The following is a 25,988-nucleotide window of genomic DNA, read 5'->3' on the forward strand; positions in this document are numbered from 1 at the left end:
CTTGAATATGAGGGAATTATTTAGCTGCTAAATTTTGCTTTATGTAATGCATTCAAAGTTGCTGATTGATACCAGCAACTTTGAAAGAGGAGCAATTTATTCGAAATCCGTAGAGACTTTATTCTCGCATCGACATCAGGCTAAAACAGAGGGTATCAATGGCTCCTCTTTTGGGAGAGCGACCTACGTTCGTCAGGATAATTACAGCTTTATCTTGTTCTGAATTCAGGGCCAAAGAAGATTTGAAGCCTCCGGTTCCTCCATTATGCCATAAAAAGGGCGATTTCGCAGGTTTTTTACGGATATGCCATCCCAGCGCAATGTCCATGCTTTCTGAATGAGAAAACTGGGTTTCTCCCATTTCCGCAAATGAGTTTTTGAGGATTTCGAAATTCCATTTTACCCATTTGACCAAATCTATAGTATTGGAAGAAATCGCTCCTGCAGGGGCGACCACCTGAAAATCCCAGGCTGGGGTTTCTTTCCCTTTCTTATTTCTCCCCCTAACAAAGCTTCCCTGAAGTTTAGCTCTATCTGTACTGCTTTGTTCCATACCCAAGGGGCCAAAGATGTTCTCCTGCAATAGCGACTCATAGTTTTGACCAGAAACTTCCGATAGTGCATAACCCAAAAGCGTCATGCCGAGATTTGAGTATTTGTAGGCTTGACCGGCCGGATTTTCCAGAATCAAAGATTCCTTCAGATAGGCTTCAAATTTCTCTTTGCTGTATTCTTTATAGGGATTTTTTGCATTAAAAACGGTGGTTCCCAAATTGTCAGGATCGGAAGGTAGGCCGGAGCTATGAGAGGCTAGCTGCCTAAAGCTAAAGTCGGGATTTCCTTTGAGTGCTATGTCCAGGTTCTCTCTGACTATTGCATCCAGATCTTTAATCTTCCCTTCCTCTATCATAAAGAGCAGGAGTTGAGTGGTAAATACTTTGCTCAGTGAACCAATTTGAAAAATGTGATCTCTGTTATTTACTTCCTTTATTCCTGATTTCTCCTTCCTTAATCCAAAGTAAACTACCTCTTCCCCTTCAACAATGGCTATAGAGAATTCGGTATGAGTGGGAAAAGCGGAAAGCTGTTTTTCAATCAGTTCTTTTTCTTCCGGGCTTATACTGATTTGGGCGAAAGTAAATCCATAATAAAGGAGTAGAAGGGAAAGAAATATTGTTTTCATAGGAAAGCGTTTATTTAAATTAGACGAAAAAACGGGATCTTGATAATCAATCGAGCCTTTGGTTTGCATATCTAAATTTTTTCCCCCTCTTTTCAGGCCCAATTCCTCATCTCATGCAAGACGTTCTGTCGGTTTTTATAGTTGCAATCACTCTTCTCGTTGTACTTTTTCTGGATAGAAGTCAGCATAAAGGTATCAAGAAAGTTCTGGAGTGGATACCAGCTATACTTTTCGCCTATGTGGTCCCGGCTCTTTTTACCCATATTTTCCAACTAGACCTGTCAAAAGTTTTTCTCCATGGTTTAAGCAAGCAATTCATCATGCCTTTGGCAATAATAGCAGTGATGAGTGCCTTATCCTTTCGTCAACTTAAAGCAGTAGGATGGAAGCCGATTGGAGTATTCGTGAGTGGATCGGCTGCTGTTGCGCTTTTGCCTATTCTCCTTCTGATGATTTTCAATAATCTGGGAGAGGGATTTCGGGAAGAAATCCTGGAACATGAGTATTGGAAAGGGCTGGTAACGATTGTAGGAAGTTGGATAGGGGGAAGTACTAGTCAATTGGTCCTGAAAGAATTGGTGGAATGTCCGGAGGAGATTTTCCTGATTATTCTGGTGATGGATAATGTATTAGTAAATCTCTGGACCATTCTGATGTTTCAGTTTATTAAGCGCAGCGATCAGCTCAATAAAAAACTGGGAATTCCTCAGCAGGAAATTGATTTCATTCCAGATGAACAAATGAGTGGTGGTAAGGGCATGAAGCCTGTTTTGTTGACTATAGGGGTTTGTACGCTGGCTGTATTACTATGCAGTTTTTTCATAGATAGTTTCCTTCTGATCATTCTTGTTCTTTCATTTTTGGGATTAGCGCTGGGCAATTTCTTTCCCAAATGGGATCATGCTTTTGTGATCAAAGGTGGGGGCTACCTGATCATTCTGATTATGGCGATCCTTGGCCTTAAGCTGGACTTTAGCAATTTCTCTATCCCTGCCTATGTTCTCATTTTTTCTGTGATATGGCTAATCCTGCACTATGCGGTGATGATGCTTACTGCCTACCTCATGAAACTCGACATGGCCTGGGTACCCATTTCAAGCATGGCAAATGTAGGCGGTATCTCCACGGCCCCGGCAGTAACCAAGGCATACAATGAAGAATTGATGCCTCATGCCATCCTCTTGGCTATTCTGAGCATGGTAAGTGGAACTTATTGGGGGATGTTGACGATCTATCTTTTCGGATTATTCTTTTAGCTATTTCAATTTTGAGATCGTTCTGGCATGTTTGATCATTTCCCAAAGGGAGAGGTCTTTTTTTGCGTCCCGAGCCATTTGTTCTTCAGCCAGTTTGATAATCTCAGGATCAGCATGGCTAAAATTACCGGAATCATAGAGCGGATCGGGATCGTATTCTATGGCTAATTGTGCGGCTTTTGCAGCATCTTCACCTTCGAGTTCGGTAACTAGATGCAAAGCCATATCTATGCCTGCTGAGACTCCGGCTGCCGTAATATATTTTCCATCTCTGACTACTCGTTCCCGGACGGGAGTAGCACCATATTTGGAGAGCATTTCCAGGGGTTTCCAGTGGGAGGTCGCTTTACGTCCCTCCAGTAAATTTGCGGCTGCAAGGATGATAGATCCTGTACAAACAGAAACCGTTTTTTTCGTATGCTGATCTACTCTTTTTATCCAGTCCAATACTTTTTTATTGGCGGCTTCTTTGATAAAGGCGATGGTAGAACCCGGAATGAGCAGGATGTCTGCTTTTTCGACCTCATCTATGCTGTATTTGGCATTGAGGTGGACAAATTGGGAGTCGGCGGTGATTTCGCCTTTTTCTTCCGCGACCAGTTTGATCTCGGCATTTTTGACATTGCGAAGAACTTCATAGGGACCGATGGCGTCCAGCATGGTCATTCCGCGGTAGATATATATGATGATGTTCATTAGGAATAGTCATAGGGTTTTCAGCAAGTTAAAGAATTTGCAGAAGCCCATGTTGACATGGGGTAAGGATTTGGGGTCAGATAATATATAAAGATCCAAGCGAAGGTTTTTTAAAGTTGAATGGTTCCTTCGCTTATGTTTTTAGTTCTACCTCGAAATCAAAATAAATATCCCTGTGGCTAAAAACTCGTATATTGGTTTAAGTAATCTTTTTGGCAGTATGCGGAATCTAGTCGTTTCAGCTGAGTTATTAGAAGAACTTCAATTGAGTCCTTCAGAACTTCTTATTGAGCTTGCAGTCTATCTTTACGACAAAGAAAAACTGACCCTGGGCCAGGCAAAAAAACTTGCGGGCCTCAATCAAATTGCTTTTCAAGCTGAACTCGCGAAAAGAGATGTTTACCTAAAATACGATGTAGATGACCTGGAAACAGATCTTAAGAATCTGAATCTTCGGGATTGAAATGTTAATTGTTAGTGACAGCTCACCTATTACAAATCTAATTCAAGTTGGTCTTTTAGATATCCTCAAAAAACTCTTTGGGGAAATTACTATACCAGAGCAGGTATATTGGGAACTCGCTAATTATGAAAAGCAAAAGACTGAAATAGATGTACGTTCCTGGATCCTTATTAGGAAAGTTTCTAATGAAAATGAGGTCTTGACTTTTGAGGGAATCCTGGATTCCGGGGAGGCAGAAGCGATAGTCTTATCTCGCGAATTAGGTGCAGAAAGATTATTAATAGATGAGAAAAAAGGGCGCGAAATTGCCCAGAAACTTGGTTTGAAAATAATCGGCTTATTAGGAATACTTGTTCTTGCTAAGCGAAAGGGGCACATTACGCTTTTAAAGCCTATACTAGAGAAACTGGTAAAAGAGGCTAACTTTTATATTCATCCGAAATTATACGAGAAAATCCTTAAAGAGGACTCTGAATAGTTCCCCTCCTAAATCAATCCTTTTAAATATCCAATCACTTCGCGGTTAAAAACTTCCGGCTGCTCTACATTCACCACATGCCCACATTGAGGAATCACAAATAAGGTGGAGGAGGTATGGTTCCTGACCAGTTTGCTGATGGAAGGTAAAAACATATAGTCCTCCGATCCCATGATGTAAAGAGTTGGTATGCCCGAATCTTTAATCCTAAAAAAGTGAAGTAGAGGATTTACCTGAGAGACCAGGGTAAACCATCGTTTAAATTCCTTTGTGTAAAGCTTTTTAGCCTCGTTTATGAAGAGATTGCGGGATTCCTTATGCCGCTGCCGGGGCATGATGATAAAAGCAAAAAAACGGTACAAGAATAGATAAGGAAGGACCGATTGTAAAAGCACTCCCATGCGCATGAGAATTTGGCCTCTAACATTGATCTTCATTACCGCCCCTCCCAATATCATACTACTGGTTCTTTCCGGATGCCGCTCACTCATTTCTCTGATGATGATGGTTCCCAGTGAGATCCCAACATAATGAGTTTTGGCTATGCCTAAATGATCCAGAACTTCAATCACTTCATCTCCAATCACGTCGAAGGTATATCGCTTTAGCTTCTCGTAAATGGCTTGTTTGGATTTGCCATGACCCCGCAGGTCGATCAGCAAAACATTGTAGTGCTTGCGGAAGTCTCTGATTTGTCTAAACCAGATAGAACTGCTTCCTCCTGCGCCGTGGATAAAGGTTACCCATTCGGCTGAGGGGTCTTTTTTATAGGTGGTATAATGGAGCAATATTTTGTATTAGAAGTTGGATGGAAGGCAAGGATTGCCCTCTCCTGAGGGCGCTAATTTTCTTTGATAAGAGCCTTGACATAAAAACCTATGGGCCTTACTATTTGTTCATCTGCTCTCCTATAAAGAGAATAGCATATGCCTATCCCGGAAAAGAGGCAGGCTTTAATTTTCCTTCTGAAAGAGGTGAAGAAGTACTCCCGATTCATCTAAGATGAGCCGGGAGCTTATGGGTAAAATGAAACGTCAAACAGTTAATAGGCCACTTTATTTATAAAAAATACACGCCTCTTTCGCTGGACTTCCGGGTCCACTTTATTTTTGATCTTTTGGGTGCCGAATGCCAGGTAATAATTGTCATACCAGTAATTCAGGCTGGAATGGGATCGTTTGGTTTGATCGCCTTCATAAGCGGTTAGGATTTGTTCGCTATGCTTGTCACGTAACTCCAGGCCATTTTCGTAGAGGAGTGATTTGCTTATGATTTCATTATTGCTGGCAAATACCATATTTATTGCCTGATCATTTGATTCATCTACATTGATAAATCTTGTTACAGTGAAGGGTTTGGAAGAGGGCCACATTTTGAAGCTTCGGTCCCAATTTAACTCTCCATCGAAGCTAAACTTAGCCAGGACCGCATGGGTATATTGAAAGCCATCAAAAACGGTTTCTGTTGTGGTCGTAGTAGTAGTAGTTCCATCCGGACAAACTGAAGTAGTGGTTTCACATTCGGTCCGGTAAGTGGGATAATAAGCTTCTCCCAGGAATAAAAAGCCATCCTCCAATTCTCTGATTTGATGAGAGGCAATCCGGTACAAAGATTTTAGCTCTTTTCCTCTGGCAGCTTTTCTCTCTTTTTTTCGTTCTCGTTTGGCCAGTTTTTTGGGGCTGAGATAGTTGAAGAAATTCTCCAGCTCATCGAACTTGTAAAAACGGATAAAATTTTCCTCGTCTTCCTCATAGGAAGCAATGAAGAGTCCTTCTGATTCCGAACCATATTTTCTTGCATAGGTTCCTGTAAGGATCAATTCTCCCTTTTCGGTTCTTGAAGCCGAGGCTCCTTTGAGCATTCTTCCGGAGCTTTCACTAAGCTTGATCAGGGACTTTTTTTCTCCCCTTTCATCCAACTTCAGCATATAAGTATCCGCTGTTTTTTTATTGATCTGGGCCTGTATATAAACAAAGACTTCCTTGCTTTCCTCCATGAGTTGCAGGCTTTCTATTCTGATTCGTTTTTGGGCAATGCCTGCTATTTGGATAGGAATGAATTTGGAATCTTCTGTTTGCAAATGTCTCACATGGATGTAGGCTCTTTTTTGTCCACTTGCACTCATAAATGCATAATCCCCCATGATCTTCATGTCTTTCACCCAATGCTTCCTTCCAAGTTTTCCTTCGATCTGATGTTTTTCCCTAGTCTCAGTATCTAAACTCAAAAGGGTATAATCTCCGGTTTTTTTGTGAAGGAAAAGGCTGTAATTGATGTGATCGAGGGTATAACTATCTCTGATGATATATTTCTTGTTCAGCTGTAAGCGTTGAAAGCCTTGTGATTTCATATTAGCGTCAAAGAATTCATATCGCCATTCTTTTTCAAAGTTTTCTTTTTTCTCACTATGCGAGCGCATGAGAAAGCCTTTATCACCCAAAGGCAAGATCTGCTCATTTGTGAAGCCATCTTTCAGTTCGATTTCCAATCTCTGCTCATATGCCACTTGAGAAAAAGCAGGAGATAGAGCGGAAAGGCAAAGGAGGAAGAGGAAAAATTGTTTCATAGGGCATGCATAAAATGATCAAATGAGCTTTTCAGCCATTTAACATGCCAATTAGTGGTGGGAAGATAAATCTCCTAAAAAAGAAGCAGGATTCCCAGTTCAGATGAATAGCTGATTGAGATAAGATACCTTCTGTGAGGAATATGTGGATATGCGTGTCGGGCTTTACAGCTCGAAATAGGCTTTTTCTTGCGGGTAGTCAACAATCAAGCGAGAGAAATACTTGAAGCAGGAACCTCCGATGGCGCCTTCTATGGGTTCATCCATCCATTGAGACATAAACTCAGTAAAGTTTTTATCAGCCCGTCTGCTAAACCAAACCGGGCCTACTATATGGCCAGCAATTTCCATTTCAGGAACCTGAATCATGGCTTCATCCAGGGTGAGGTCAGCGCCTTCCAGATAGGGCCAGTCAGGATGCTCAGCTCTCCATTCGTCAAATATCGTAGCAATCATAAAACTGGTGGCAGCCTGATCGGCTCCTCCAAAATGTGCCTTGGCCGAATCACTTAATGGGGCATTGGCTCCTGTATCAAAAAGAGTCTGGATGATTTTTCCATCCACCTTTATGGGGATTCTGGGGAAATGCGTAGCATGTTGCCCCTTCCCATTGGACATAAAGCCCAGGTCAACGATATGCTTTTTATCTAAATTGCTCCAGTCTACTTCCTCCATGAGGTAGAGTTTTTCTTTCTGGTAGTCAAAATTCCAGATTTTATCTGCAAACCAATGAGCCCCCAGCATACCATCATATTTTGAGCCTCCTCTTTCGCCCCTGTAAACAAAATGAGGTCCTACAGGGGTTGGATGACCTTTTTGGCGGAAAAGATCTATCAGGTTAATCATTTCCATCATATTCTCACCTTCTTCAAGACTATCTATTTTGAGTCCCAGCTTCTCTGCGGCTTCCGGGTAAATCAACTTTCCTCCGCCTGTATCTGTATAAAAACTTACGGTTTCTCCCTCTTTGCCTTTTGTGTCAAAAAAGACCCTGTGCTGATCAAATCTGGCTTCTGTAAGCTCTTTTTGCTTAAGTGGAGTACTTTCCGGGGAATTGTTTTCACTATTCGGGGTACTACAGGCCAGACACAGAGGGAGGAGGATAAGTAGGAGGTGGAACTTCATATGGGTGTGTATTGATGTAGATTTTTATGGATTATATAAGGCCTCTCAGGCTTTGCATTTTTCGTATAGCTACTGGCTCGCCCTTATTTACGGATCGTTGTAAATATTCCATGCCTTTTTCCCTTTCCCCAACTTCCAACAAGAATTCTGCATAATGAAAATCCAGCAAATCGACGGGCTGGCTGATATTCTCATAAGAAAGCTCGAAATAGCCTCTTGCTTCTTCTATCTCACCCTTTGCAAGGTGGTAGAGAGCTAGATTTCTAAATGAATAGGCGACATCATTCTCATTACTTAATAAAGCTTCCTTGATACAGGCCCTGCCTTTGTCGGGGAATCCCATTCTGATATAGGCATATCCCATATTATCATAGGCATAACTAAAGTCGGGATTCAATTCCAGCGCTTTTTCGTAACAGGGAATACTTGCTTCATAATTTCCATTGAGGCTTTGGTAATAACCGAGGTTATTATATACGATCGATAGATTTATCTCATCTGGAGCCAGGTCAATTAAGGATTGCATTGCCTCAATGGCTTTGTCGTATTTTTTCTCCTGAGAAAAATCAGACGCCTTCTGAAATTCCAGGCTAAATTTTATATCTGCTCTTGCGGTAAGATCAGTATCTGAATCATTCAGGAAGCGCAGGGCAAACTGATAATCGATGCTAAAGTCCGAAGGTAATAGTTTTATCCAGTCAGGATCTTTTTCTTCTTTTAACTGGGTATATAGAGCCAGCGCATAGGCCATAATCTCATCTGCCGCTGCTCCCGGACTCATCCACTTGCTATCCCAATACTCGTAATTGGGCTTGCCATAGGAATAAACATTCCTCGAAATGAGCACTCCTAATCCAAAATAAACGCCGGCTATGCACATAAATGGGCCGATATCGTCCATCACTTCAAAAATCAGGGCACTCCCCAGCATTTTTATCTGCAGGAACTCATACATCAGGAGGAAAATGAGTCTGCGGGGTTCCTGAAGAAGGTTTCTGCTGATGAAAAGGGTAAAGCTGTCCTCTTCCTGAACTACGTGGGTCTCGTAATTTCGCTTACGAATCGCTTTCGGGACCTCTTTTCGCTTCAGGTCTTCTATATAGGCGAATCGAATGTGCTTCGCATTCAATTGAAATAGCTGACTGAGGTCCTCTATCAACTGAGGTAGTCGAATCTTTTTATCAGCAATTACATGCGGAAAGAAATCGGCATTGATGATTACCGGAGAACTATCCTTTGCGGGTAGGCCAAATATTTGAATAAAGGCAGCGAAATTATCGTCTACCCATTGTTTATCCTCTGGATTTAGCTGAAATGTATTCATCCCTCGATTCGACCCCGATAAAAATGATGAGATAAATTTATCAATTCTATCTTATATGTTCGGAAATTTCTTTCCAGAGTTGCCCTTCTTCCAAGTCTTCTTCCATAAATTCCTGATAAGTCAAGTTTTTATTATCCATGCAGTATTTAGTCAGGATCAAAAATCCTATGTGTAATTTCAGACTCCCTTCCTCATCTTTCAATTTCACAAAGACATATGGATCATCTGCTGCCGCTTTGTAGGCAGTGTAAAGTTCTGCTAATTCATATTTCTCCCCTAAAACTACATAGTCTGCATAACCTTCCCATTTCCATTCCGGATGCCCTCCCAGGGGATTTGATCCCCAGAGGCCATGATGATGAAATTGCAAATTGTGAACCATCACATGGGCGAGGAATTGCTCATAAAGGAAAACATGTCCTTTCCAGATCAGATACTGATTCCCAGGGTCGGTTTCAGCCTGGACTACATTGATATTACTAAAGGAACGAATGACATCTACTCCCAGGATTGATTCGATGAGATGGGGATAATTAGATCCATCTTTTAGACATAATTGAAAGCTGAGTTGCTCAGAGAATAAAGGAGAGGCTTCAATGCGGGCCTTACTGTTCCGAATAATTTCTGTGAGGGCTGGATCGAGTTCCTGTTCATGGTAGATTTCTACTCCTTCTATCGTACTGTGATGTGCATAGGAAAGGGAAGGATTGAGCATAAATCCAATCAAGAGGATAAATGCAAAAACACTTGCTACCATTCCCCTGAATAGCCATTTTTTTAGCGAGGACCTTTTCATAATTTTTTTCTTATCAGTCTATAGAGAAAGAAAAAACTTAACGGGGCAGGAAAAAATAACTAATTCCGAAGTTAAATGCCCTGGGTAATAGGCTCCCCTGGCTTATCCGATAATCGGAAAAGTTGGACATATCATTGGTTCCTAATTCAAAACTCATTTCCAATGCCAGGTAATTGCTATTATGAACGGCGAATTCTTGTCCTAAAGCAAGCCCAAAGCCCAGATCAAAGGTGTTTTTAGGGGTATAGCTAGGGAGATTTTCAAATCCTTTATGGGGGTGAGAAATAAGCATTCCTAAATAGGGTCCCATTCCCAGATAGAAGCCCCTTATTTTGAGCGGATGGAATCGCAACATAATAGGTATTTGGGTAAAGCTAAAGTTTAAGTTCTCCCCAGGAATCAGGAGAATACCTCCTCTTCCAAATGGCGAAGGTTGTAAAATAGTGGCCGCTCCTTTTTGGGTATAGTAAATACCTGTTTTAAGGGAGATTTGAGATTTGAGTTGGTAGCGCAGATTTAGGCCTAAGCGAGGTCCTAAACTATTTAAGATTTCTCCCCGGAATAAACTACTGGTTAAGTCGACCGGAGGTACTTTTAGGAATCCTCTTACGATTCCTGCTTCCAGTCCCATATGTAAGTTGGTTTGGGCGGAAGCAGTTTGCATCACCCACAAAAGGCAAAGCCCGATAAGTAGCGCTTTTTTCATGGTTTTCGCTTGATTATTGTGTTAAGCTTAAACTAGCAAAAGCAGCTACGAAAAGAAAGGCAAATGTTTTGTCCTAGATGTTACCGGCTTGCTCAAAAAAATGCAAGATCTCTCTCTGGTCCAGGAGTTTTTCCACATAAGCCTTTGCGGTAATTGAATTCAATCCCGGGCTTTCTACCTGCAGAAAGCGGAGGGATCCATCCTTCTGTGGAGCGATCAGGATGGTCTGCCCAAAGCGGAGGTCGAAGAAACGCATATTGATCACTGCATAGTTGTTTCTATCTCCCGTCATCATGGCGAGGAAGTCGATATTTTGCTTTTGGGTTTTGAGGGTTCCTTCACAGATATAGTGAGGATGATTGCGAGACTCTGCATAGGTCGTCGCATGTGAATAATTGACGGTATCAATAAAATCGGTGAGTAAGACAAAGGTAAAATACACCTCCTGCAAGCGTTCTTCACCAAGGTAAACGGCATTGTGTTCTCCTTTATTGACAATAAAACTTTTGCTCATAAAGGATTTTCCTGCCTTTCGGAAATAGGAACTATTGCTTCCTCCTGTGCCTGGCGTATCGTAAAGTGCCACGGGAAATACGCCTGCATGTATAGGTAGGCTGTTATCATCTGTCTCGATATACTCCATATCCTCCTCCAACAATTCCTGGTCCCATTTCTGAGGATCATTTTGCGCATGTGCATGCTTTTGGGCTTTTTCCCAGGTCCAGTAAAGAGGAGTGGTTGATTGAGCGGGGAGAAAGCAGAGGGGAGATAGGAGGAAGAGTAGGAATGCAATTTTGGAGAAAGATTTCATGGTAATAATAGTCTTAGTGTTTTCCTATTAGATGGAAACACGAAAGAAAAAGTTCGGTGGAGGGAAGATTTTTTTTACAAATTTTCTTTTCTAGCCGTATGCGGCTTCCTGGTTCGGCGGTAATTTGATTTCCTTCCAAGTCGATAACAAAGAATTGCCAGTATAATGGATAGGAAGGAAACGGAGCCTGCGAAAATAGAGAGGATAGCCGAAATCCCTAAGGTGATCGAGGAATAGAAAGATAAATTTTCCCAAAACTCTCCTCCTCTCCTATAACTTATGATAGAAGAAATAATAGCGGTCAATGCGAGGATTCTGTCTAAGAGGAGTGCTCCAAATATGAGGGTTTCCATGATAGGAGCAATTTAGGGAATAATCTTCTTATCGTTTATAAGTCCCATCAGGCAAAATGGTCGGGAAATGATATTGGGGATCGCTGAGCAGTGCATATACATCTGCATCCATTTCCTGCAACTTTTCGGGCGTATTTGCTCTCCATTCCTGGCCAATTTCTGAGAGCCGATTTGCCTGAGCCCCAAGAAGAGAAGTCAATGCCCAATAGTGATATTCAGTCAGCATGCAGGAATAGTCACAAGTTTTGTCATCATAAGTATACCATGCATCATCCGGATAGGGATTGGGGATTTGGGTAAAGCGACCTCCTCTTGCCTTATCCATGGCATGGGCCAGTTTGCTACCTGCCTTTTCTCCAAAAATAGCCGGATAAGCTTCTGCATAACCTGCATGCGTAATGATATGAAGGACTTCTTCCAGGCTGGCATCAAATGGACCAGATAATGATTGTCGGACAAAATCTGGATGCGTTTCATCATTCCCCAAATCCTGCCCTTCCCAGCCATTTGGAATATTTACGCGCAAATCCTTTTCTTTCTTCCACATGACCATAAAGGCTTTCTGCTCTTTCATTTTTTCCAGTACCAGAGAATTATCTACTTCTCCATCTTCATCATTGTCCAGGTACTGCGCCATAATATTGGCTGCGTGGAGCAGTTTTTTGTCTTCAACTTCTGCGACTGCATAAATGCTTATCCCAAATACTTCGACTTTCCTGTTATAGCCTTTCAGCACGCCATCCTCATTGGCGACAATTGTAAAATTGGGATCATCGCCGGGGAGAATTTCCTGAGGAGAGCCGGGGCCTTCAGACTCGCAGGATAAAAATAGCAGGAAACTTAGGAGGTGGAATAACATAAATCGAAATTTCATAGGGTTTCTGTAAGCTAATGAGTTTTTAGGACACAGAAAGTTATTTTCTCCCCTATGATGAGTTCCAAAAAGAAAGTAGCGACTGGATTTTATCCTGTCGCTACTATATTTCGCATTTAGTAATGCTACTACTTAACCTTAGATTCTCAATTGTATAAGCTATAAATCGAGAAAATTGTTTTGAATTTTTTTCTTTATCTGGCAATATTCTGACAGGGGAGAAAAATCACAAAGATGCTTAAGCCTAAAGTTCAGTTTGTAAGTTGTATTCTGTATGAAATTTTCGGAAGTACAATACATTTTCCTGATCCTCCTGTTCCAACTTTATCCAGCGATCAATTTCTTCTTCCGAATATTGGCTTTGATAGCAAGTTATGGACTCGAGTGCTTGCTGCTCTTCTGCTTCACTAAATGAGATCCTATAATTGAACTCCTCATCTGCCAGATAATTTAAGTTCCAATCCCAATATTTTGCGGCTTGTTTCTTTGTCCATCCGTAATAGTACAGATCAACTTCCCTGCTTAAGCCTTCACGCAAGTAAATCTCTGTCGTAATGATGCCGACCATGCGATGATCAGGATGACCCGTATCGCCATCTGGTCCAAAGGTGAGAATCTTGCTCGGTTTTATTCTGTCAATTTCTTTTTTGATCAGGGTTTTCATCAGGTCCAACTGGCCATAATATTTCCCCATGTCCTTCATTTCCAATTGATCCTTTAAGCCCAGAAAAACCGGGGGATTGATGCCCAGTTTTTCGCAGGAACAAATGGCTTCTTTTTTTCTGATCTGTACCAAAGAATCCCCGGCGGGAATGCCTGCATGCTCCGTTACGCCAAGATCTCCATTGGTTGCAATGATGAGGTGTACAGGATGTTCTTTAGCATATTTTGCCAGGACTGGGCCTATGGCGGTTTCATCATCGGGATGTGCAACTATGAGGAGGAAGCGCTCTTCTGTAGTTTCGGTATTTTCCTTTACCTCTGTTTGGCAGGAAAGGAGGAGGCCGAGGAATAAAGAAGCAAGGACCAGATTTTTCATGTTTATAGGGATTTGCCTTTTCTCAATAGACGAAAGATTAAATAACCGAAAAATAATGAGACTAAGAAGGAATAGAAATGGGTCCACTTTCTCCAATTAGTTTCTTCCGGCATCAAATCGGCTTGCAGGACCTCAAGAGAATTACTCCAGGTGATAAAGGCATCGGCCATGATCAACTGCCCAAACAAATAGCTTTTTTGTTCTTCTCGCTCTCGGCTCATTCCAAAGGTCTCGATACTATTGCGAAGTCCCTTGGCAATCTCATATTCTCCATAAATCTGCATTGTTCTTCTTCCGACGATAGAGGCCGCTCCTCCAATACTCAGGATGACAGGCCCTGAATCTATGTCTCCCCTGCCAGAAACTCCACTTGGATATTCTCGGATACCGGGCAGACCAAAACGATAATCGATGAAGGCTTTTTTGTAGATATCAAACTTTTCCCGGGCATATACGGAATCAACTTCCTGCAAAAAATTGAGAATCAGACTCTGGGAAGATCCTCTGGAAGCTTCAATAAATCGGTTTTGTCTGCAAATCCAGGAATGAGAGATAAGTCCCAAAGAATCTTCATGTCGTTTTATCTCTTTCAGCCAATTGTTGATAGTGGCTTCGAAGCTATGAGGATAAAGGCTTTCATACTGAGACATGGCAGCCATTGCGACTATATTATCTGCCGGCCAGCAAGCATCCTTATAGGAGGGGAGATATAAGGTTTTTGATTTTTCTTTACTCTCTCTTAGGTGCTCAAGCTCTTCATATACCGTCTGTAGCCACAAGGTATCTCTTTGGTCTTCCGGCAAAGCTTTCAAATAGCGAATCGCCACATAATTGGTCCATCCCAGGTAGAAAACTCCATTTCTGGGGGAAGCCAATCCCCTGAAAGGCGCTTTTCCTTTATCAGATCGTAATTCGGTGATTGCCCACTCAACTTCCTTTTGCGCTCTTTGGGCCAGGTCGCTTTGTACGGGAACTTTTTCCAGCACTTCTATCCATGACAATCCATAAAGGGCATTGAGAAAAACATAGCCTTCCGGATAAAGTCTTTGCATTTCGACTGCCGCACCTTTATGCATTTCTGATTCGAGATGGTTGAGTTGGAATAAAAGATCCTGATTGATCTTTTCTTGATCAAGGGAAACAAAGGCAGGCTGGTAATAGAGGTTGAGATTGAAAAGGAAGAGGAGAACAAGAATTCCGCTAAGCAAGCTGGCCAGGATTCTTTTGAGGAATTTCATGTTTTCTTTGGTCGTGATTAATTCCGGGAATTAATTTTCTTACGCGCTCTAGTCTTTTAGGTTGGTGTGGGCGGTGAAAGGATATGCTGAATAAAGCATCAGCTCTGCTGTCATAGCGAGCCAGGACTTCAGGGGAAACAAACTCCCTGGCTCGCAATGACAGGGCTATTTTCTATTTTCAGGGATCCAGCAAATCATTCTCATACTTCGCGATGATATTATGGATTTGCCGGTATTGCTCCCAAAGGGCGTCATTGTCTTCTGCGTTGACATTACAAAGAATGATTCTCCCGATTTGGGTGTCGGCATTGAACTGGATATCTGTCTGTGCACCGGGATCGCTGCCTCCATGACCGATATTTCGGCTTTTTTCGCCCATGCCCCAAAAGGCACGAATATCATTATCATCTCCTGGCAAAAGTAGTTTGGCGTATCTATAACTTAGGTAGGTGCTTTCTCCTCTAAATGCCCGTATCATCTCTGTGAGATATTTTTTGAGATCATCTACATTGCTCACGAGGCCTCCATCCGGATAGGTGATTAGGCCGTATTTGGGGACGATGAGTTTGCTTGGGAAATAAAGCGTACTCTGCTCTTCTTTAGATAAGTTTTCAAATGACCAGGCGGTGTTTTTCATTTTTAAGGGCTCAAAAATGTATTTCCGAGTGAAATCTTTGAAAGACATTCCACTGCTTTGCTCGACAATCAGGGCTGCAACTGCTGCATTAAGATTGCTGTATTCTTTCTGAGTGCCGGGAGCTGATTTGATAAAGTTTTTCTTTTTATACCATTTACCTCCTTTGCTCAAAATCTTTTGTACAAAATCTGCCAATTCCATTTTTTCATGCGAGCGGATAAAATCCAGATAATCCGTATGCATACCTTCTTTGTCCTCCGGCTCAACATTCAGGACATAGCTTTGTCCATAGTATTTCGTGTCCAGAATGCTGGAAGTATGATTGGCGAGATGTCTTACCAGAATCGGCTGATCAGGGAAATGGGGATTATGTATTTCAAAGGGGAGGAAGTCATTGATGGGACTGGACATTGTCAGATCCGTATGCTCAATGGCTTTGATTAATGCCAGACCGGTTACGGTTTTACTGACAGACCCCAGATTTTGCAGGCTACTCGAAGAATAAGGAATTTTATTTTTAATGTCGGCAAAACCATGCGAAGATGTAATGAGGTTTCCCCCTCGGTTTATCACAGAAATAGAAAAGCCTGGTAAATCTGATGACTCATAATGAGCTTTTAATTCTGCATGAAGTTTTTGAAGATTATCCTGTGCGTGTGTGGAAAAGATAATCAGGCTAAGGAGTAGACTCAGGGAAAGAGATAGAATTTTCATGATGCCAATATTAGGATGTGAGGACTAAAGCGGGCATTGTGTGTTTATAAGATACCCAAAGTTCTGGGAAGGGTTGCACCTTTGGAAAAGAGAAGACCGCAAGTTTCAAGATCAAAAAAATCCTGATTCATGAACTCGATGAATCAGGGGATATGTTTTTGAAAATATAGTTTGTCAGGATATCTCAGAAGGGGCATTGCATTTCTTTCCTCTAAAGAATTTACTTAAAGCAATGGATTTCCAGAACTCGGTAAATCAGGGCGCCGATGCTCTAAACAACCACTTGATCCACATCAGGATCGAAATCAGCATAGGGAGAAGCTTTTCTGACCAAAGCCTATGAGATAATTCCGGATAGGCTCAAGATCAAAACGGTGCTTAATAAGACACTTAAAACAAGTCCAAATAGTAAAAAACTCCGGTACAAGCGTTTCAAATAACTCCAGGGAGCAAATCTGAAAATACTGACGATAAGCGCAAGGAGGAGGCTGATAATAGGGATTAAAAATGCCTGGAGTACCATGCCAACTATAAATCCATCTGTGTCATCGGGATTATCTCTGGCAAAATCATATGGGAACATGATCACATTAGCAATTACAAGGATTCCCATAATTAGGATTATTCGAAGGTTGACACGAGTGATACGCGAATGCAAACTCTCCTCCCGCGCTTCAATCAATAAATCTTCAAGTTCTTGTCGACTCTTGTCTTCCATTTAATTCAATCCTCATAAGTTCATTTAGAGACCCTAGCCTGCATATTTCTCTAAATTCAGAGAAAGAGTTCAGGAAATAGTCGATGAAGAATCATTAGGAAGCTTAAAGATATTAGGATTGGGGGAATAGAAAAATTCTTTCTTCTTTTCGATTTTTGGAAGAATAATCATGCACCTACTAAGGGACTGCTAATATTTCCTTTCCTATAAAAAAAATAAATTCCACTACATTTAATCATCCTCAGAGATGATCCTTGTCCTTTATTGTTAATCATTTGGGTGATTATTTCCACTCAAGTAATCCTTTTTCACCTAAAAAAGGAAAGAATATGCTTTATGTAAAAGACGAGAAATCACTAAAGAAATCCCTGATTCCTTCCTTCCCATCTCCCTTTCTTCCGGAAAATGCCTGGGAGAAAAAAGTACTCAAGGGGAAAGTTGTTCAGACTTTCCTTAAACGATCATTTCAGGCAGTGGGCAGTCCCCTAAAGGTGTATAAAGCCTTGAAGGAATTGAACAAACGGGGAGCCATTGCCAATGATTATCCCGCCTTTCAGAAAGTGGCCAAAGTTGATGGGCGCTATTATTGGCGAATGGGAAATCCCGGATATCCATCCAAAGCCTTTCAGCGAGTTTTTGATAATGAACTTAATCGGGTAGCTCCTTTTAAAAAGAGCAGCGGCTTGCGAACCATTGTACTCGCCATAACAAAAAAATGTCCACTTGCATGTGAGCATTGTTTTGAATGGAATAACCTCAATAAGAAAGAAACGCTTAGTCTTTCTGATCTGATCAAAATTGTTTCCGACTATCAGGAACATGGAAATACCCAATTCCTTTTGAGTGGTGGAGAGCCTATGGTCAGAGTCAAGGATCTCTACAAATTGCTGGAAGCGGTAGATACAGAGGCTTCAGATTTTTGGATCTATAGTTCTGGCTTTGGGTTCACGAGAGAGCATGCATTTGGCTTAAAGGAGCGGGGCCTGCGCGGGGTCTTATGGAGTCTGGATCATCATGAAGAAGAAAAACATGATTCATTCAGAGGCTATCCCGGTGCTTTCCAGGCCGTAATGGATTCAATTGGATATGCTAAAGAAGCGGGCCTGGTTCCGGGTTTTTCAGTCTGCGTACGGCCAGAATACATAGAACCAGAAGACATCGAGCAACTTATGGAGCTGGCCAGGCAGTTGGGAATGGTTTTTATTCGGATTCTGGAAGCGCGACCGACGGGAAGATACCAGGGGAAAGCTGTTTCCCTTTCCGAAGAACAAATCGAGCAATTAAAAAAACTTTACTTCCGCTATAATACCGATCCCGAGTATTGGGACTATCCCATTCTTGACTGGCTGGATCATCAACAACGATTGGCGGGATGCTATGGGGGAGGCAATCGCTACCTGTATATAGATACAGATGGTGCCATTCATGCCTGTCCTTTTTGTAGTCGAAAAGCCGCGAATACCCTCAAACAAAGTCCGGAGGAAGTTATCGAGGCCCTGGAAAGCAATTCCTGTAGTCTTTTCGGTAAAAGCCTCATATAGACATACCTAAGAATAAGACATCCTCCTCCTCTCTTTATCACTCACTTTAATCAAAATCCTTATGTACACGCAAAGTAAGATCTATAATATCCTGACAAAGGGAGTATTATTCCTTCTGTTGTTTAGTCTAAGTTCTTGTTTTTACTATCGGAAAAGAAAAGTTCAACCCATTCCTCCGGAAGCATGGAAGAGCGTGATTCTGGAAAATGGTAAAGAGAATAGAGTATCTAGCCGTATTAGGATAATAAGTGGAGATTCACATTATGAAATGGTAAGCATGATATATACTGGAGATAAACTAAAGGGCTATTTAAGACCGGTGGAATCCTTCGAAATGCCTAAGTATAATGGTTTTCGTGAAAAAAAGATTCCTAAGGATCTCAGGTCTATAGTTAAAAAGACCTTGTATGTGTATACCGATAAAAGTTTTGAGGAAGGTCCTGTAGAATTAGATATTAAAGATTTCGGAGGCTTTATGAAAATTAGAGATGACGTTGCTACAACTCTGGTAACAAGTGTAGGGACAGTTATTTTAGCCGGGGCTGCCACTGTAGTTCTTATTTGCCTAAACTGCCCCAAAGCCTATGTAGTGGATGAAAGCGGAGAAAAGCATTTTCAGGGCGCCATGTTTACTGGAGCGATTACCAAATCAAGAGAAAGGATAGACTTATTGCCCATTGAGACCTTTATAACCGATCAGGATAAAGTATCTGTTCATATTGCTAATGAATTTGCCGAAGTTGAGCACCTCAATCAATTGGAACTCCTGAAAGTAAAAAAGCAGAAAAATACGGAATTGGGTTTTGGGCTAGAGGCTGAATTGTTTGAATACAGTTCCAGGGTCTCTCCCATTGAGGCAAAGTCTATAGATGGACGGGATTTTCTGGAAGTCCTTGCTGAAAGCGATGGTGAAGCCTATGATTTTGATGATCCGAGGCAAGGGGATGAGCTCAATACAATTAGCCTGAAATTTGAAAAAGCTGCATTTACACAAGACAAAGTCAAGCTCCTCATTCAATCGAGGCAAACAGACTGGATGTCCAAAACGGTAGGAGGCTTTTTTAGCCTGTATGGAGATACGTATGACAAAGTGATCAAGCGTATGGACAAAGTTCCTGCCGGATTTTTTGAGAAATATAATGCTAAACAAGGCATATCGATGAATGCCTATCTGAAAACAGACAATGGCTGGCAAGGCCTGGGGAGCGTTCAAAACGTTGGGATATTTAAACAGAAACTCATGGGTATTGACCTGGATTTATCTGAGATTTCTTCTGAGGAAATAGAGATAAAATTGGAGAGTGCTTTTAAGTTTTGGGAAATTGACCAGGTCGCCTTGACGGAAGATTTTCAAACCTTGAAAGATTACGAAGTCGTACCTATGTTGTCTGCTATAAATGATCAGGGACAAGATGTAGCTAGCCTATTAGAGAAAATCGACAAAGATTATGCGATTCAGGATGGGCCTGGAACCTATATAGATCTTAGCTTCAAACATACGGCTGATTCAGATGAAATCTATGTATTAAGTGGTAGCGGATTTTATTATGAAAAGCGGGAATTTGAACATGAAAAACAGAAAGATGCCTTAAAAGCACTTCGGTCAAAAAAGGAATTAGCTGCGGATGAACTTTCCCGTCTATTGTATGAGGAATTTCCCAGTCTTCAGGCAACCCGCCCATAATAAATATCTGATCATGTCAGGGATCAATTTCTGAAAATGGTTCCTGACATGATCATCATTTCATCATCTTCTGAGGTTCCAAATTTGATGGTCTTATTTGTCATATTTGAATAGACCGCCTCTCCCCTCAATCCTGTTCCTCCTTTAAGGATAATAGGGGGATTGAAATCTATCATAGGCGGATGTTGCCAGTCTCTGCTGAAATAGATCAGCTCTCCATCTCTGGGGCCTCCTTCCAGATAGATTCTAAACTCAGTATTTCTTTTATGTGCATGGCTAAATAAAAGGATGAGCTGTACTTCGTCTTCAAAAATATGAGTATTAGAGATTGTAGTAATTTTCTTTGGAGGGAGTTTGAAATCTTTATTGTTAATAAACAGATTTTCTGCCTCATACATAACCTTTTCTTTGGCTAAGGTGTGGAGGTTTACCCAGGCTTCTCCTATCATATCTTCCTCTCCAAAATTTACATAGTGCGTATTAAAATCGATCCCATCATTAGCTGGAAATTTTAATGCTACACCCGGAGGGTAAAAATAGTCTGCAAATCTATACTGCGAACCAAATATGTAAATCCTATCCTTCATTTGACGAAGGGTAGACAAAACATAGCGACCATTATTTCTATACAGATCTCGGTAGACTCGAGATTCGGGTTTATCTCCCGGATATCTATGCATGAGAAAATGATGACTTCCTATTTTCATTGAAATCTCAAATCCCGAAATATAGATCGCTTCTTCATTTTCAAGGGGTTCATAGTAAAAGAGTTCTCGTTCTGTTCCCGGCTTTATTCGGAACGGCCCCATGTGAAATTGTATTCCCTGTGGAGGGGGATCAAGGGGCTTGGCTGCCGTTTGTGGAAGCTCTACCTGACTATGGTCCAGCAAGAGACTATCATCCGCTACCCAGCCAGTTTTAGGTGCTCCCTGTATGATCCATTCTTTTATATAAGCCAGCTCCCCATTCGTAAGAAAAGGCCCACCCAAAGGCATCATTTCCCCATAATGCGGATGATCCTGATAAAAATGTTCTGCATTTGGGGCATTTATCTTTTCCCATAAGAAACTCTCTTCCAGACTTTTGATTCCTTCCTTTCGCAATAACCATAAGCCCTCATTTTCTGCTGCAGAATTAAAGGGTTTGCGATTTAAAAGGTTTTCATAGCCTGTTTCCTTGTTCAGGATCAAATCAGATTCTTGTGCAAAGCGACTATTGGGAGAATGACAGGCAACACATTTGGGCTCAAATATGTTGTGTTGGATCAATTCCCAACTTGAGTTGGGGATAAAGGGATCAACAATGATGGGGTCATGCTTGCAGCCATTCAGAAGGCCAAAAGCCCAAACGGCTAAAACAATGCATGAAAAAAGTCTTTTCTTCATGATGCAAAGCTTTATCCTGCCTGGAACGAGGAGTCAAGCAGTTATATAAGTCAAAAACTGTAAGTTAATTTAGAGACTTCCTCTCCTTAGCTCCTATGACAAAAATCAATCTGAAGCTCAACCAAATAAATGGAATCGAAAACGGGCTAAATTCAGGATCAAGATCAGGAGAAGAAATATGAGAGACAGAGAATAGAAAAAAAGAAAACTACGATACAATCGATCTAGATAAGTCCATGGACTGAATTTGAGGAGACTGACTAGCACCGAGATAGCCATGGACGCTCCAGACAAGATTACCCCCTGTATCAGTAAAACCGCACCTAATGCTTCGGGTGTATCAGTCTTTATCCGTGCATAATCAAAGGGGAAAAGGATGAAATTGATCAGGGCAATAATAGCGATTAGGATAAGGAATTGTTGATTTCCTTTAGTCAATCTTGCCTTTTTTGCTTCATCACGAGCTTCAAAAAGTAGGTCTTCTAATTCTTCTTGGTCCTTTTCTTCCATGAATGCTTGGTCTCAAACGTCCTCTAGCAGTTTTTGAGTTTTACTCCAGAGCCAGGGAATGAGTTTGGGAAATCGGCTATGGATGATCCATATACATGCCAAAATAATAAGAAATATACTGCCATTTACCTGCCAATCTTCCCAACGTTTATATCTCGGGAAATAGTCTACAGTTCTCCACTGACTGACCTCAAATTCAGGGGCTATTTCGCATCTGTCCTCACGACATAGAATGGTGTCTGTACCTATGATCTGTCCATCTACATAGAGGGGCATGGTAGCAATTTCAAAAACAAAGGGCTTGAAAGGATGATTGCCAACCAGATTCATTTGCGTCCGGAAGATTTCAGGATCCCTGATGAGAATAGAGTCCGGAATCTGTAGTTTTTCTTCCAGGGTGCGGGCATTTGCACAAGGGCATCCACAAGCCTGACCCATGATAACAATGGCATCTTCTGACATTTCTGTCCAGAGGTATTCCATAGGGTAGGGAAGATAAGCGGCTATTACAATAGCAAGACAAAGAGAAAAATAGAGTTTCATGCATTCATTTTTTAGAATAAATGCATAGATATTTTTCGGACCCTAATGGGCAAATCAGGTATATGACAACGTAATTTAGGAGTAGGATAGGTCTTGAGTACTCCTCATCAAATATCCTAAAATATTGCTGTTCTTGCAAATAGAGATGAGCAGAGCATTTGTCTCAGCGAATTTTGACTCCCACTTTTTCTGAAAAAGGGGAATATGTGTCTCAATTCACAGGCTTTCATTTTTATAAGTAAAAGCCGTAAACAAAGCCTGATCTAATTCTTCCTTTGCAGCAATAACCAGCTATAAAATTGTGTGCTGGTATAGACATCATCCCAGACATTGTGAATGTCTCTTTCAAATACGGTAAAGATGTTTTTGTGCTTGAGATATTCCTGAGAAAAAGTTTTGGCCGTATTCATGCGAAAGAATTTCTCGGCTCCCAAAGCTTCAATTTTCTCTACAGCTTCTTTGATTGGGGGAAAGACCAGACTTGGGTCTTCATTCGCATGTGCCACCCAAAAGGAAAGCTCTTTCATGGCCGAAAAATCTTCTACCATCCAGACCCCACCTGCCATGGGTGCCACAGCAGCAAATACATCGTACATACTTGCTGCCAATCCCCAACTTCCCATCCCCCCACGACTCAAGCCCGTCAGGTATATTCTTTGTGCATCAACCCGGTATTTATCTTTCAGTTCCTCAATTATGTCCCGCAATACCTCTTCCTCTTCAAAATATTGTCCATCTCGAATATGGGGACAAACTACAATGAAAGAATCCAGGAGCATCTGATTGAGTCTTTTGCTCATATCCGTTTCCTTTTCCAGCATCATCGGAATTTCTCCCATTGCAATACCACTTACCGGTCCCCCGACGGCTGCACTGCCTTGTAGAAACATAAGCAAGGGATAGGAATGTGTGTTCTTTTTATAGCTCTGTGGTAGATAGAGCAAAAATCCATCTACCTGGCTGTCGGGATAGGATCGTTCTAATGTGATTTGTCTTCCCGGCTCGGCTTGATCCTGAGCAGCTAGCTGAGCAGTTGATAGAGCAAATAAAAAGATGAGGAGAATGATGGATGAATGTTTCATGGGTTTGAGCTTTATCCTAAGTTATCATCTTTTTGGGAAGATGTGGGATGGGGAAAGTATTCTGGTGTTCTAGTATTCAGGTATTCTGCTCATATTTTAGAATAAAATAGAAACGAGAACACATGAACACCAGAATACTTGAACACATCCTCTACTTCAAAACCTCCGTCAACTCAGATCCCCCTTTTGCATCCTGAAGCCGGACACTTCTGTATTTCTCAGGCTTTGACCTCAGGTAGCTCAGATAGGGTTTTGCGCTGGGGAAAGAGGCATTGTCCGCATAAATCAAGGCTCCTTTTTTTAGGCGAGGCTCAAGTAGCTCCATCAAGGGCAAATAGAGGTCATTCCATCCGTCCATGAGGAGGAAATCGATCTGCTCAGGAGTTTCCTTTAGCGTTTCCAGGGCATCCCCTTCTCTCAGGTCTATCCACTCTGCCAGTCCTGCTTCTTCAAAATTCTGCTGGGCAAGTCTGCATTTTCCCGGAAGTAATTCAGTTGTGATCACCTTAGCTCCATTTTCCCTTGCAGCAATAGCGAGGTAGAGGGTGGATATACCAAAGGAGGTTCCAAATTCGACGATGTTTTTGAATTCTTTCTCAAGAAGGAGTTTGTACAAATACTCTCCCTGATCACGTGAAATTGCAAGGTAAGCATCCTTCATATCTTCTGGCCTCAAGGGGCGAAAAACTCCTTTGCTAAGGCCTTTGAAGATAGTGAATCCTTCGGAAGAAGCTTCATCATGAAGCCTGTTTAGGGTAGTGTATACCCGTTGATCTGAAATTATACTCATTAACTGTGTTTGGTAAAATGAAAAAACTCTTTTGGGTAGTTCGTCAGTTTGTTAGCCTTTTTTCATTTTAACAAGAGGAGAATTTTTTGAACGAAAAGTCAAAAATCCAGTCTTTGTCTATAAAAATCAAGTAGTCATCTAACTCATAGTAAGTCACTTTTTTATGACTAAAATTGAGTATCAGTGTTTTAGGGATGAATATTTTTTGAAATTTTTTTCGATCGCTTTCTTCAGTAAATTAAATCAGGTGTTTTGGGCCCAAAGAAGGTCCGAACTTCAATCCTTGATCATGTCATATTCCCTGGCAAGCATACTGGCAATTCTTGTGAGTTTTCAACTCGCCTTTCTGGCAACTTTCCTGCTTACTAACAAAAAAGGGAATCAGCTCAGCAATGCATTATTGGGGATATTATTTGCACTGATCGCCCTCAATCTGACGGACCTGGCCCTGCAGTTATTTGATCCTGCTTTGGCTCCTTTATTTTTGGCTAAACTAAATGATGCCTTTCTCTTTGTCTTTGGTCCCCTGATCTATTTGTATACCAAGTCGATCATCTACTCTAATTTTCGACTCACTCTTCGGGACCTTATTCATCTGATTCCGGCTATTTTGGTCTTGATAATTTTTTTCCTTCCCCAGGAATCAGCTCCTGCTACCCAGGTCCAGGGGGCCCTTCCTCTTTCTGTCCAAATCTACAATCTCATCTTGTACCTTCATTTGTTTGCTTACTATTTATCCTCCCTATCCCTACTCAAAACATATCGTCGAGAAATCAGAGAAAACTATTCCAATCTAAGCGAGCGGAATTTGAGCTGGCTGGCTTTTGCCATCAACAATTTTGGAATCATGATCCTCTTTTCTTTGATAATGACCCTCAGTCCTATAACTGGCTCTCCCTTGGTGATTAGCCTGGGCTTGTTTGGGATACTCTTGTTTATATTCTATTTCATAAACCGGGTGATTTTTAAAGCGCTTCGTCAGCCTGAACTGTTCTCCGGAATTCCTCAAGCTCCCTCCCGGAAATATGCCTCGTCCAAATTGGTGCATGACGAAGCTGAGGAAATTAGCACTCAACTTATCAAACTCATGTCCGAAGAGCGCTTGTTTCTAAATCCTGATTTGACCTTGGATCAGTTGGCTAAACGTCTGGGGTATCCAGTCAAAACACTCTCACAGGTTATCAATCAATCTATAGAGAAAAGCTTTTATGATTTTGTGAATGAATACAGAATCGAAGAAGCACAGAAGCTCTTAAAAAATCCGCCTGATCCCCGAATGACCATACAAGAAGTGATGTATGATGTGGGCTTTAGTTCGAAATCTTCTTTCAATACTGTTTTCAAGAAATTGACTGGAAAAACACCCAGCGAGTTTCGGAAATCCTAATCTTTGTTCAATAATATTTCGTTCGAATTCCGGTATTCGAACCATTGTCAGGCTTCCTATTAGCTATTTGAGGAAAACAAAAATTGAAT

At 41.5% G+C, this 25,988-nt stretch carries 25 protein-coding genes; 6 read left to right on the forward strand and 19 right to left on the reverse strand.

The genetic code is table 11. From position 1 onward, the window contains the following. Positions 1-118: 118 nt before the first annotated feature. Complete coding sequence (locus R8P61_30385; protein ID MDW3651426.1) at positions 119-1,183, reverse strand: serine hydrolase domain-containing protein; 1,065 nt, start codon at positions 1,181-1,183, stop codon at positions 119-121. 113 nt (positions 1,184-1,296) lie between these two features. Here R8P61_30385 and R8P61_30390 point away from each other — a divergent pair, with 113 nt between their 5' ends. Next, positions 1,297-2,439, forward strand: coding sequence for a DUF819 family protein (locus R8P61_30390; protein ID MDW3651427.1), 1,143 nt, complete (start codon positions 1,297-1,299; stop codon positions 2,437-2,439). On the opposite strand, the gene R8P61_30395 is transcribed toward R8P61_30390, so the two are convergent. Continuing rightward, entirely contained in the window at positions 2,440-3,135 is a 696-nt protein-coding gene (locus R8P61_30395) for a DJ-1/PfpI family protein (protein MDW3651428.1), read from the reverse strand. Between the two features lie 220 nt (positions 3,136-3,355). Here R8P61_30395 and R8P61_30400 point away from each other — a divergent pair, with 220 nt between their 5' ends. Both R8P61_30400 and R8P61_30405 read left to right on the forward strand, forming a co-directional pair. Continuing rightward, complete coding sequence (locus R8P61_30400; GenBank protein ID MDW3651429.1) at positions 3,356-3,598, forward strand: UPF0175 family protein; 243 nt, start codon at positions 3,356-3,358, stop codon at positions 3,596-3,598. 1 nt (position 3,599) lies between these two features. Further along, positions 3,600-4,076, forward strand: coding sequence for a DUF3368 domain-containing protein (locus tag R8P61_30405; GenBank protein MDW3651430.1), 477 nt, complete (start codon positions 3,600-3,602; stop codon positions 4,074-4,076). Between the two features lie 8 nt (positions 4,077-4,084). Here the strand turns inward: R8P61_30405 and R8P61_30410 are convergent, their stop codons facing one another. From R8P61_30410 to R8P61_30465, 12 genes are all read right to left on the reverse strand, one after another. After that, the gene (locus R8P61_30410; protein ID MDW3651431.1) at positions 4,085-4,864 is read right to left on the reverse strand and encodes an alpha/beta hydrolase; all 780 of its coding nucleotides are present in this window, start codon (positions 4,862-4,864) and stop codon (positions 4,085-4,087) included. A 254-nt stretch (positions 4,865-5,118) separates the two neighbouring features. Further along, positions 5,119-6,642 carry a hypothetical protein gene (locus R8P61_30415; GenBank protein MDW3651432.1) on the reverse strand — a complete coding sequence of 508 codons (1,524 nt, stop codon included), beginning with the start codon at positions 6,640-6,642 and terminating at the stop codon, positions 5,119-5,121. A 165-nt stretch (positions 6,643-6,807) separates the two neighbouring features. Next, positions 6,808-7,767, reverse strand: a complete 960-nt coding sequence (locus R8P61_30420) for a hypothetical protein (protein MDW3651433.1) — start codon at positions 7,765-7,767, stop codon at positions 6,808-6,810. Between the two features lie 31 nt (positions 7,768-7,798). After that, positions 7,799-9,091 (reverse strand): tetratricopeptide repeat protein, encoded by a 1,293-nt coding sequence (locus R8P61_30425; protein ID MDW3651434.1) that lies wholly within the window; start codon positions 9,089-9,091, stop codon positions 7,799-7,801. A 46-nt stretch (positions 9,092-9,137) separates the two neighbouring features. Continuing rightward, positions 9,138-9,887 carry a hypothetical protein gene (locus tag R8P61_30430; protein ID MDW3651435.1) on the reverse strand — a complete coding sequence of 250 codons (750 nt, stop codon included), beginning with the start codon at positions 9,885-9,887 and terminating at the stop codon, positions 9,138-9,140. 37 nt (positions 9,888-9,924) lie between these two features. Continuing rightward, positions 9,925-10,593 (reverse strand): outer membrane beta-barrel protein, encoded by a 669-nt coding sequence (locus R8P61_30435; GenBank protein ID MDW3651436.1) that lies wholly within the window; start codon positions 10,591-10,593, stop codon positions 9,925-9,927. Between the two features lie 73 nt (positions 10,594-10,666). Beyond that, positions 10,667-11,404, reverse strand: coding sequence for a hypothetical protein (locus R8P61_30440; GenBank protein MDW3651437.1), 738 nt, complete (start codon positions 11,402-11,404; stop codon positions 10,667-10,669). A 381-nt stretch (positions 11,405-11,785) separates the two neighbouring features. Then, positions 11,786-12,631 (reverse strand): hypothetical protein, encoded by an 846-nt coding sequence (locus R8P61_30445; protein ID MDW3651438.1) that lies wholly within the window; start codon positions 12,629-12,631, stop codon positions 11,786-11,788. 244 nt (positions 12,632-12,875) lie between these two features. Beyond that, positions 12,876-13,670 (reverse strand): PIG-L family deacetylase, encoded by a 795-nt coding sequence (locus R8P61_30450; protein MDW3651439.1) that lies wholly within the window; start codon positions 13,668-13,670, stop codon positions 12,876-12,878. Between the two features lie 2 nt (positions 13,671-13,672). Then, positions 13,673-14,908, reverse strand: a complete 1,236-nt coding sequence (locus R8P61_30455) for a hypothetical protein (protein MDW3651440.1) — start codon at positions 14,906-14,908, stop codon at positions 13,673-13,675. Positions 14,909-15,086: 178 nt separating this feature from the next. After that, entirely contained in the window at positions 15,087-16,259 is a 1,173-nt protein-coding gene (locus R8P61_30460; protein ID MDW3651441.1) for a serine hydrolase domain-containing protein, read from the reverse strand. A 337-nt stretch (positions 16,260-16,596) separates the two neighbouring features. Then, positions 16,597-16,977 (reverse strand): hypothetical protein, encoded by a 381-nt coding sequence (locus R8P61_30465; GenBank protein ID MDW3651442.1) that lies wholly within the window; start codon positions 16,975-16,977, stop codon positions 16,597-16,599. Positions 16,978-17,306: 329 nt separating this feature from the next. Between R8P61_30465 and R8P61_30470 the strand changes: the two genes are divergently transcribed. Together R8P61_30470 and R8P61_30475 are read left to right on the forward strand one after the other, a co-directional pair. Continuing rightward, a complete protein-coding gene (locus R8P61_30470; GenBank protein MDW3651443.1) occupies positions 17,307-18,518 on the forward strand; it encodes a radical SAM protein in 1,212 nt (403 codons plus the stop codon). Positions 18,519-18,579: 61 nt separating this feature from the next. After that, positions 18,580-20,202, forward strand: a complete 1,623-nt coding sequence (locus R8P61_30475) for a hypothetical protein (protein ID MDW3651444.1) — start codon at positions 18,580-18,582, stop codon at positions 20,200-20,202. 23 nt (positions 20,203-20,225) lie between these two features. On the opposite strand, the gene R8P61_30480 is transcribed toward R8P61_30475, so the two are convergent. The 5 genes from R8P61_30480 to R8P61_30500 form a co-directional block, all read right to left on the reverse strand. Continuing rightward, complete coding sequence (locus R8P61_30480; protein ID MDW3651445.1) at positions 20,226-21,587, reverse strand: hypothetical protein; 1,362 nt, start codon at positions 21,585-21,587, stop codon at positions 20,226-20,228. A 117-nt stretch (positions 21,588-21,704) separates the two neighbouring features. Next, entirely contained in the window at positions 21,705-22,097 is a 393-nt protein-coding gene (locus R8P61_30485) for a hypothetical protein (GenBank protein MDW3651446.1), read from the reverse strand. Between the two features lie 12 nt (positions 22,098-22,109). Then, entirely contained in the window at positions 22,110-22,640 is a 531-nt protein-coding gene (locus R8P61_30490; GenBank protein ID MDW3651447.1) for a hypothetical protein, read from the reverse strand. A gap of 263 nt (positions 22,641-22,903) precedes the next feature. Beyond that, the gene (locus R8P61_30495; GenBank protein MDW3651448.1) at positions 22,904-23,722 is read right to left on the reverse strand and encodes a hypothetical protein; all 819 of its coding nucleotides are present in this window, start codon (positions 23,720-23,722) and stop codon (positions 22,904-22,906) included. A gap of 151 nt (positions 23,723-23,873) precedes the next feature. Continuing rightward, positions 23,874-24,512 (reverse strand): class I SAM-dependent methyltransferase, encoded by a 639-nt coding sequence (locus R8P61_30500; GenBank protein MDW3651449.1) that lies wholly within the window; start codon positions 24,510-24,512, stop codon positions 23,874-23,876. Between the two features lie 289 nt (positions 24,513-24,801). Here R8P61_30500 and R8P61_30505 point away from each other — a divergent pair, with 289 nt between their 5' ends. Then, the gene (locus R8P61_30505; GenBank protein ID MDW3651450.1) at positions 24,802-25,899 is read left to right on the forward strand and encodes a helix-turn-helix domain-containing protein; all 1,098 of its coding nucleotides are present in this window, start codon (positions 24,802-24,804) and stop codon (positions 25,897-25,899) included. Positions 25,900-25,988: the final 89 nt, after the last annotated feature.

Source organism: Bacteroidia bacterium, from assembly GCA_033391075.1.
Classification (GTDB): Bacteria; Bacteroidota; Bacteroidia; order J057; family J057; genus JAWPMV01.

What these genes read in the sequence shown, in the direction of transcription:
- R8P61_30385 (MDW3651426.1), bottom strand. Translation starts at nt 1,183, where the DNA reads ATGAAAACAATATTTCTTTCCCTTCTACTCCTTTATTATGGATTTACT.
- R8P61_30390 (MDW3651427.1), top strand. Translation starts at nt 1,297, where the DNA reads ATGCAAGACGTTCTGTCGGTTTTTATAGTTGCAATCACTCTTCTCGTT.
- R8P61_30395 (MDW3651428.1), bottom strand. Translation starts at nt 3,135, where the DNA reads ATGAACATCATCATATATATCTACCGCGGAATGACCATGCTGGACGCC.
- R8P61_30400 (MDW3651429.1), top strand. Translation starts at nt 3,356, where the DNA reads ATGCGGAATCTAGTCGTTTCAGCTGAGTTATTAGAAGAACTTCAATTG.
- R8P61_30405 (MDW3651430.1), top strand. Translation starts at nt 3,600, where the DNA reads ATGTTAATTGTTAGTGACAGCTCACCTATTACAAATCTAATTCAAGTT.
- R8P61_30415 (MDW3651432.1), bottom strand. Translation starts at nt 6,642, where the DNA reads ATGAAACAATTTTTCCTCTTCCTCCTTTGCCTTTCCGCTCTATCTCCT.
- R8P61_30420 (MDW3651433.1), bottom strand. Translation starts at nt 7,767, where the DNA reads ATGAAGTTCCACCTCCTACTTATCCTCCTCCCTCTGTGTCTGGCCTGT.
- R8P61_30425 (MDW3651434.1), bottom strand. Translation starts at nt 9,091, where the DNA reads ATGAATACATTTCAGCTAAATCCAGAGGATAAACAATGGGTAGACGAT.
- R8P61_30430 (MDW3651435.1), bottom strand. Translation starts at nt 9,887, where the DNA reads ATGAAAAGGTCCTCGCTAAAAAAATGGCTATTCAGGGGAATGGTAGCA.
- R8P61_30435 (MDW3651436.1), bottom strand. Translation starts at nt 10,593, where the DNA reads ATGAAAAAAGCGCTACTTATCGGGCTTTGCCTTTTGTGGGTGATGCAA.
- R8P61_30440 (MDW3651437.1), bottom strand. Translation starts at nt 11,404, where the DNA reads ATGAAATCTTTCTCCAAAATTGCATTCCTACTCTTCCTCCTATCTCCC.
- R8P61_30445 (MDW3651438.1), bottom strand. Translation starts at nt 12,631, where the DNA reads ATGAAATTTCGATTTATGTTATTCCACCTCCTAAGTTTCCTGCTATTT.
- R8P61_30450 (MDW3651439.1), bottom strand. Translation starts at nt 13,670, where the DNA reads ATGAAAAATCTGGTCCTTGCTTCTTTATTCCTCGGCCTCCTCCTTTCC.
- R8P61_30455 (MDW3651440.1), bottom strand. Translation starts at nt 14,908, where the DNA reads ATGAAATTCCTCAAAAGAATCCTGGCCAGCTTGCTTAGCGGAATTCTT.
- R8P61_30460 (MDW3651441.1), bottom strand. Translation starts at nt 16,259, where the DNA reads ATGAAAATTCTATCTCTTTCCCTGAGTCTACTCCTTAGCCTGATTATC.
- R8P61_30465 (MDW3651442.1), bottom strand. Translation starts at nt 16,977, where the DNA reads ATGGAAGACAAGAGTCGACAAGAACTTGAAGATTTATTGATTGAAGCG.
- R8P61_30470 (MDW3651443.1), top strand. Translation starts at nt 17,307, where the DNA reads ATGCTTTATGTAAAAGACGAGAAATCACTAAAGAAATCCCTGATTCCT.
- R8P61_30475 (MDW3651444.1), top strand. Translation starts at nt 18,580, where the DNA reads ATGTACACGCAAAGTAAGATCTATAATATCCTGACAAAGGGAGTATTA.
- R8P61_30480 (MDW3651445.1), bottom strand. Translation starts at nt 21,587, where the DNA reads ATGAAGAAAAGACTTTTTTCATGCATTGTTTTAGCCGTTTGGGCTTTT.
- R8P61_30485 (MDW3651446.1), bottom strand. Translation starts at nt 22,097, where the DNA reads ATGGAAGAAAAGGACCAAGAAGAATTAGAAGACCTACTTTTTGAAGCT.
- R8P61_30490 (MDW3651447.1), bottom strand. Translation starts at nt 22,640, where the DNA reads ATGAAACTCTATTTTTCTCTTTGTCTTGCTATTGTAATAGCCGCTTAT.
- R8P61_30495 (MDW3651448.1), bottom strand. Translation starts at nt 23,722, where the DNA reads ATGAAACATTCATCCATCATTCTCCTCATCTTTTTATTTGCTCTATCA.
- R8P61_30500 (MDW3651449.1), bottom strand. Translation starts at nt 24,512, where the DNA reads ATGAGTATAATTTCAGATCAACGGGTATACACTACCCTAAACAGGCTT.
- R8P61_30505 (MDW3651450.1), top strand. Translation starts at nt 24,802, where the DNA reads ATGTCATATTCCCTGGCAAGCATACTGGCAATTCTTGTGAGTTTTCAA.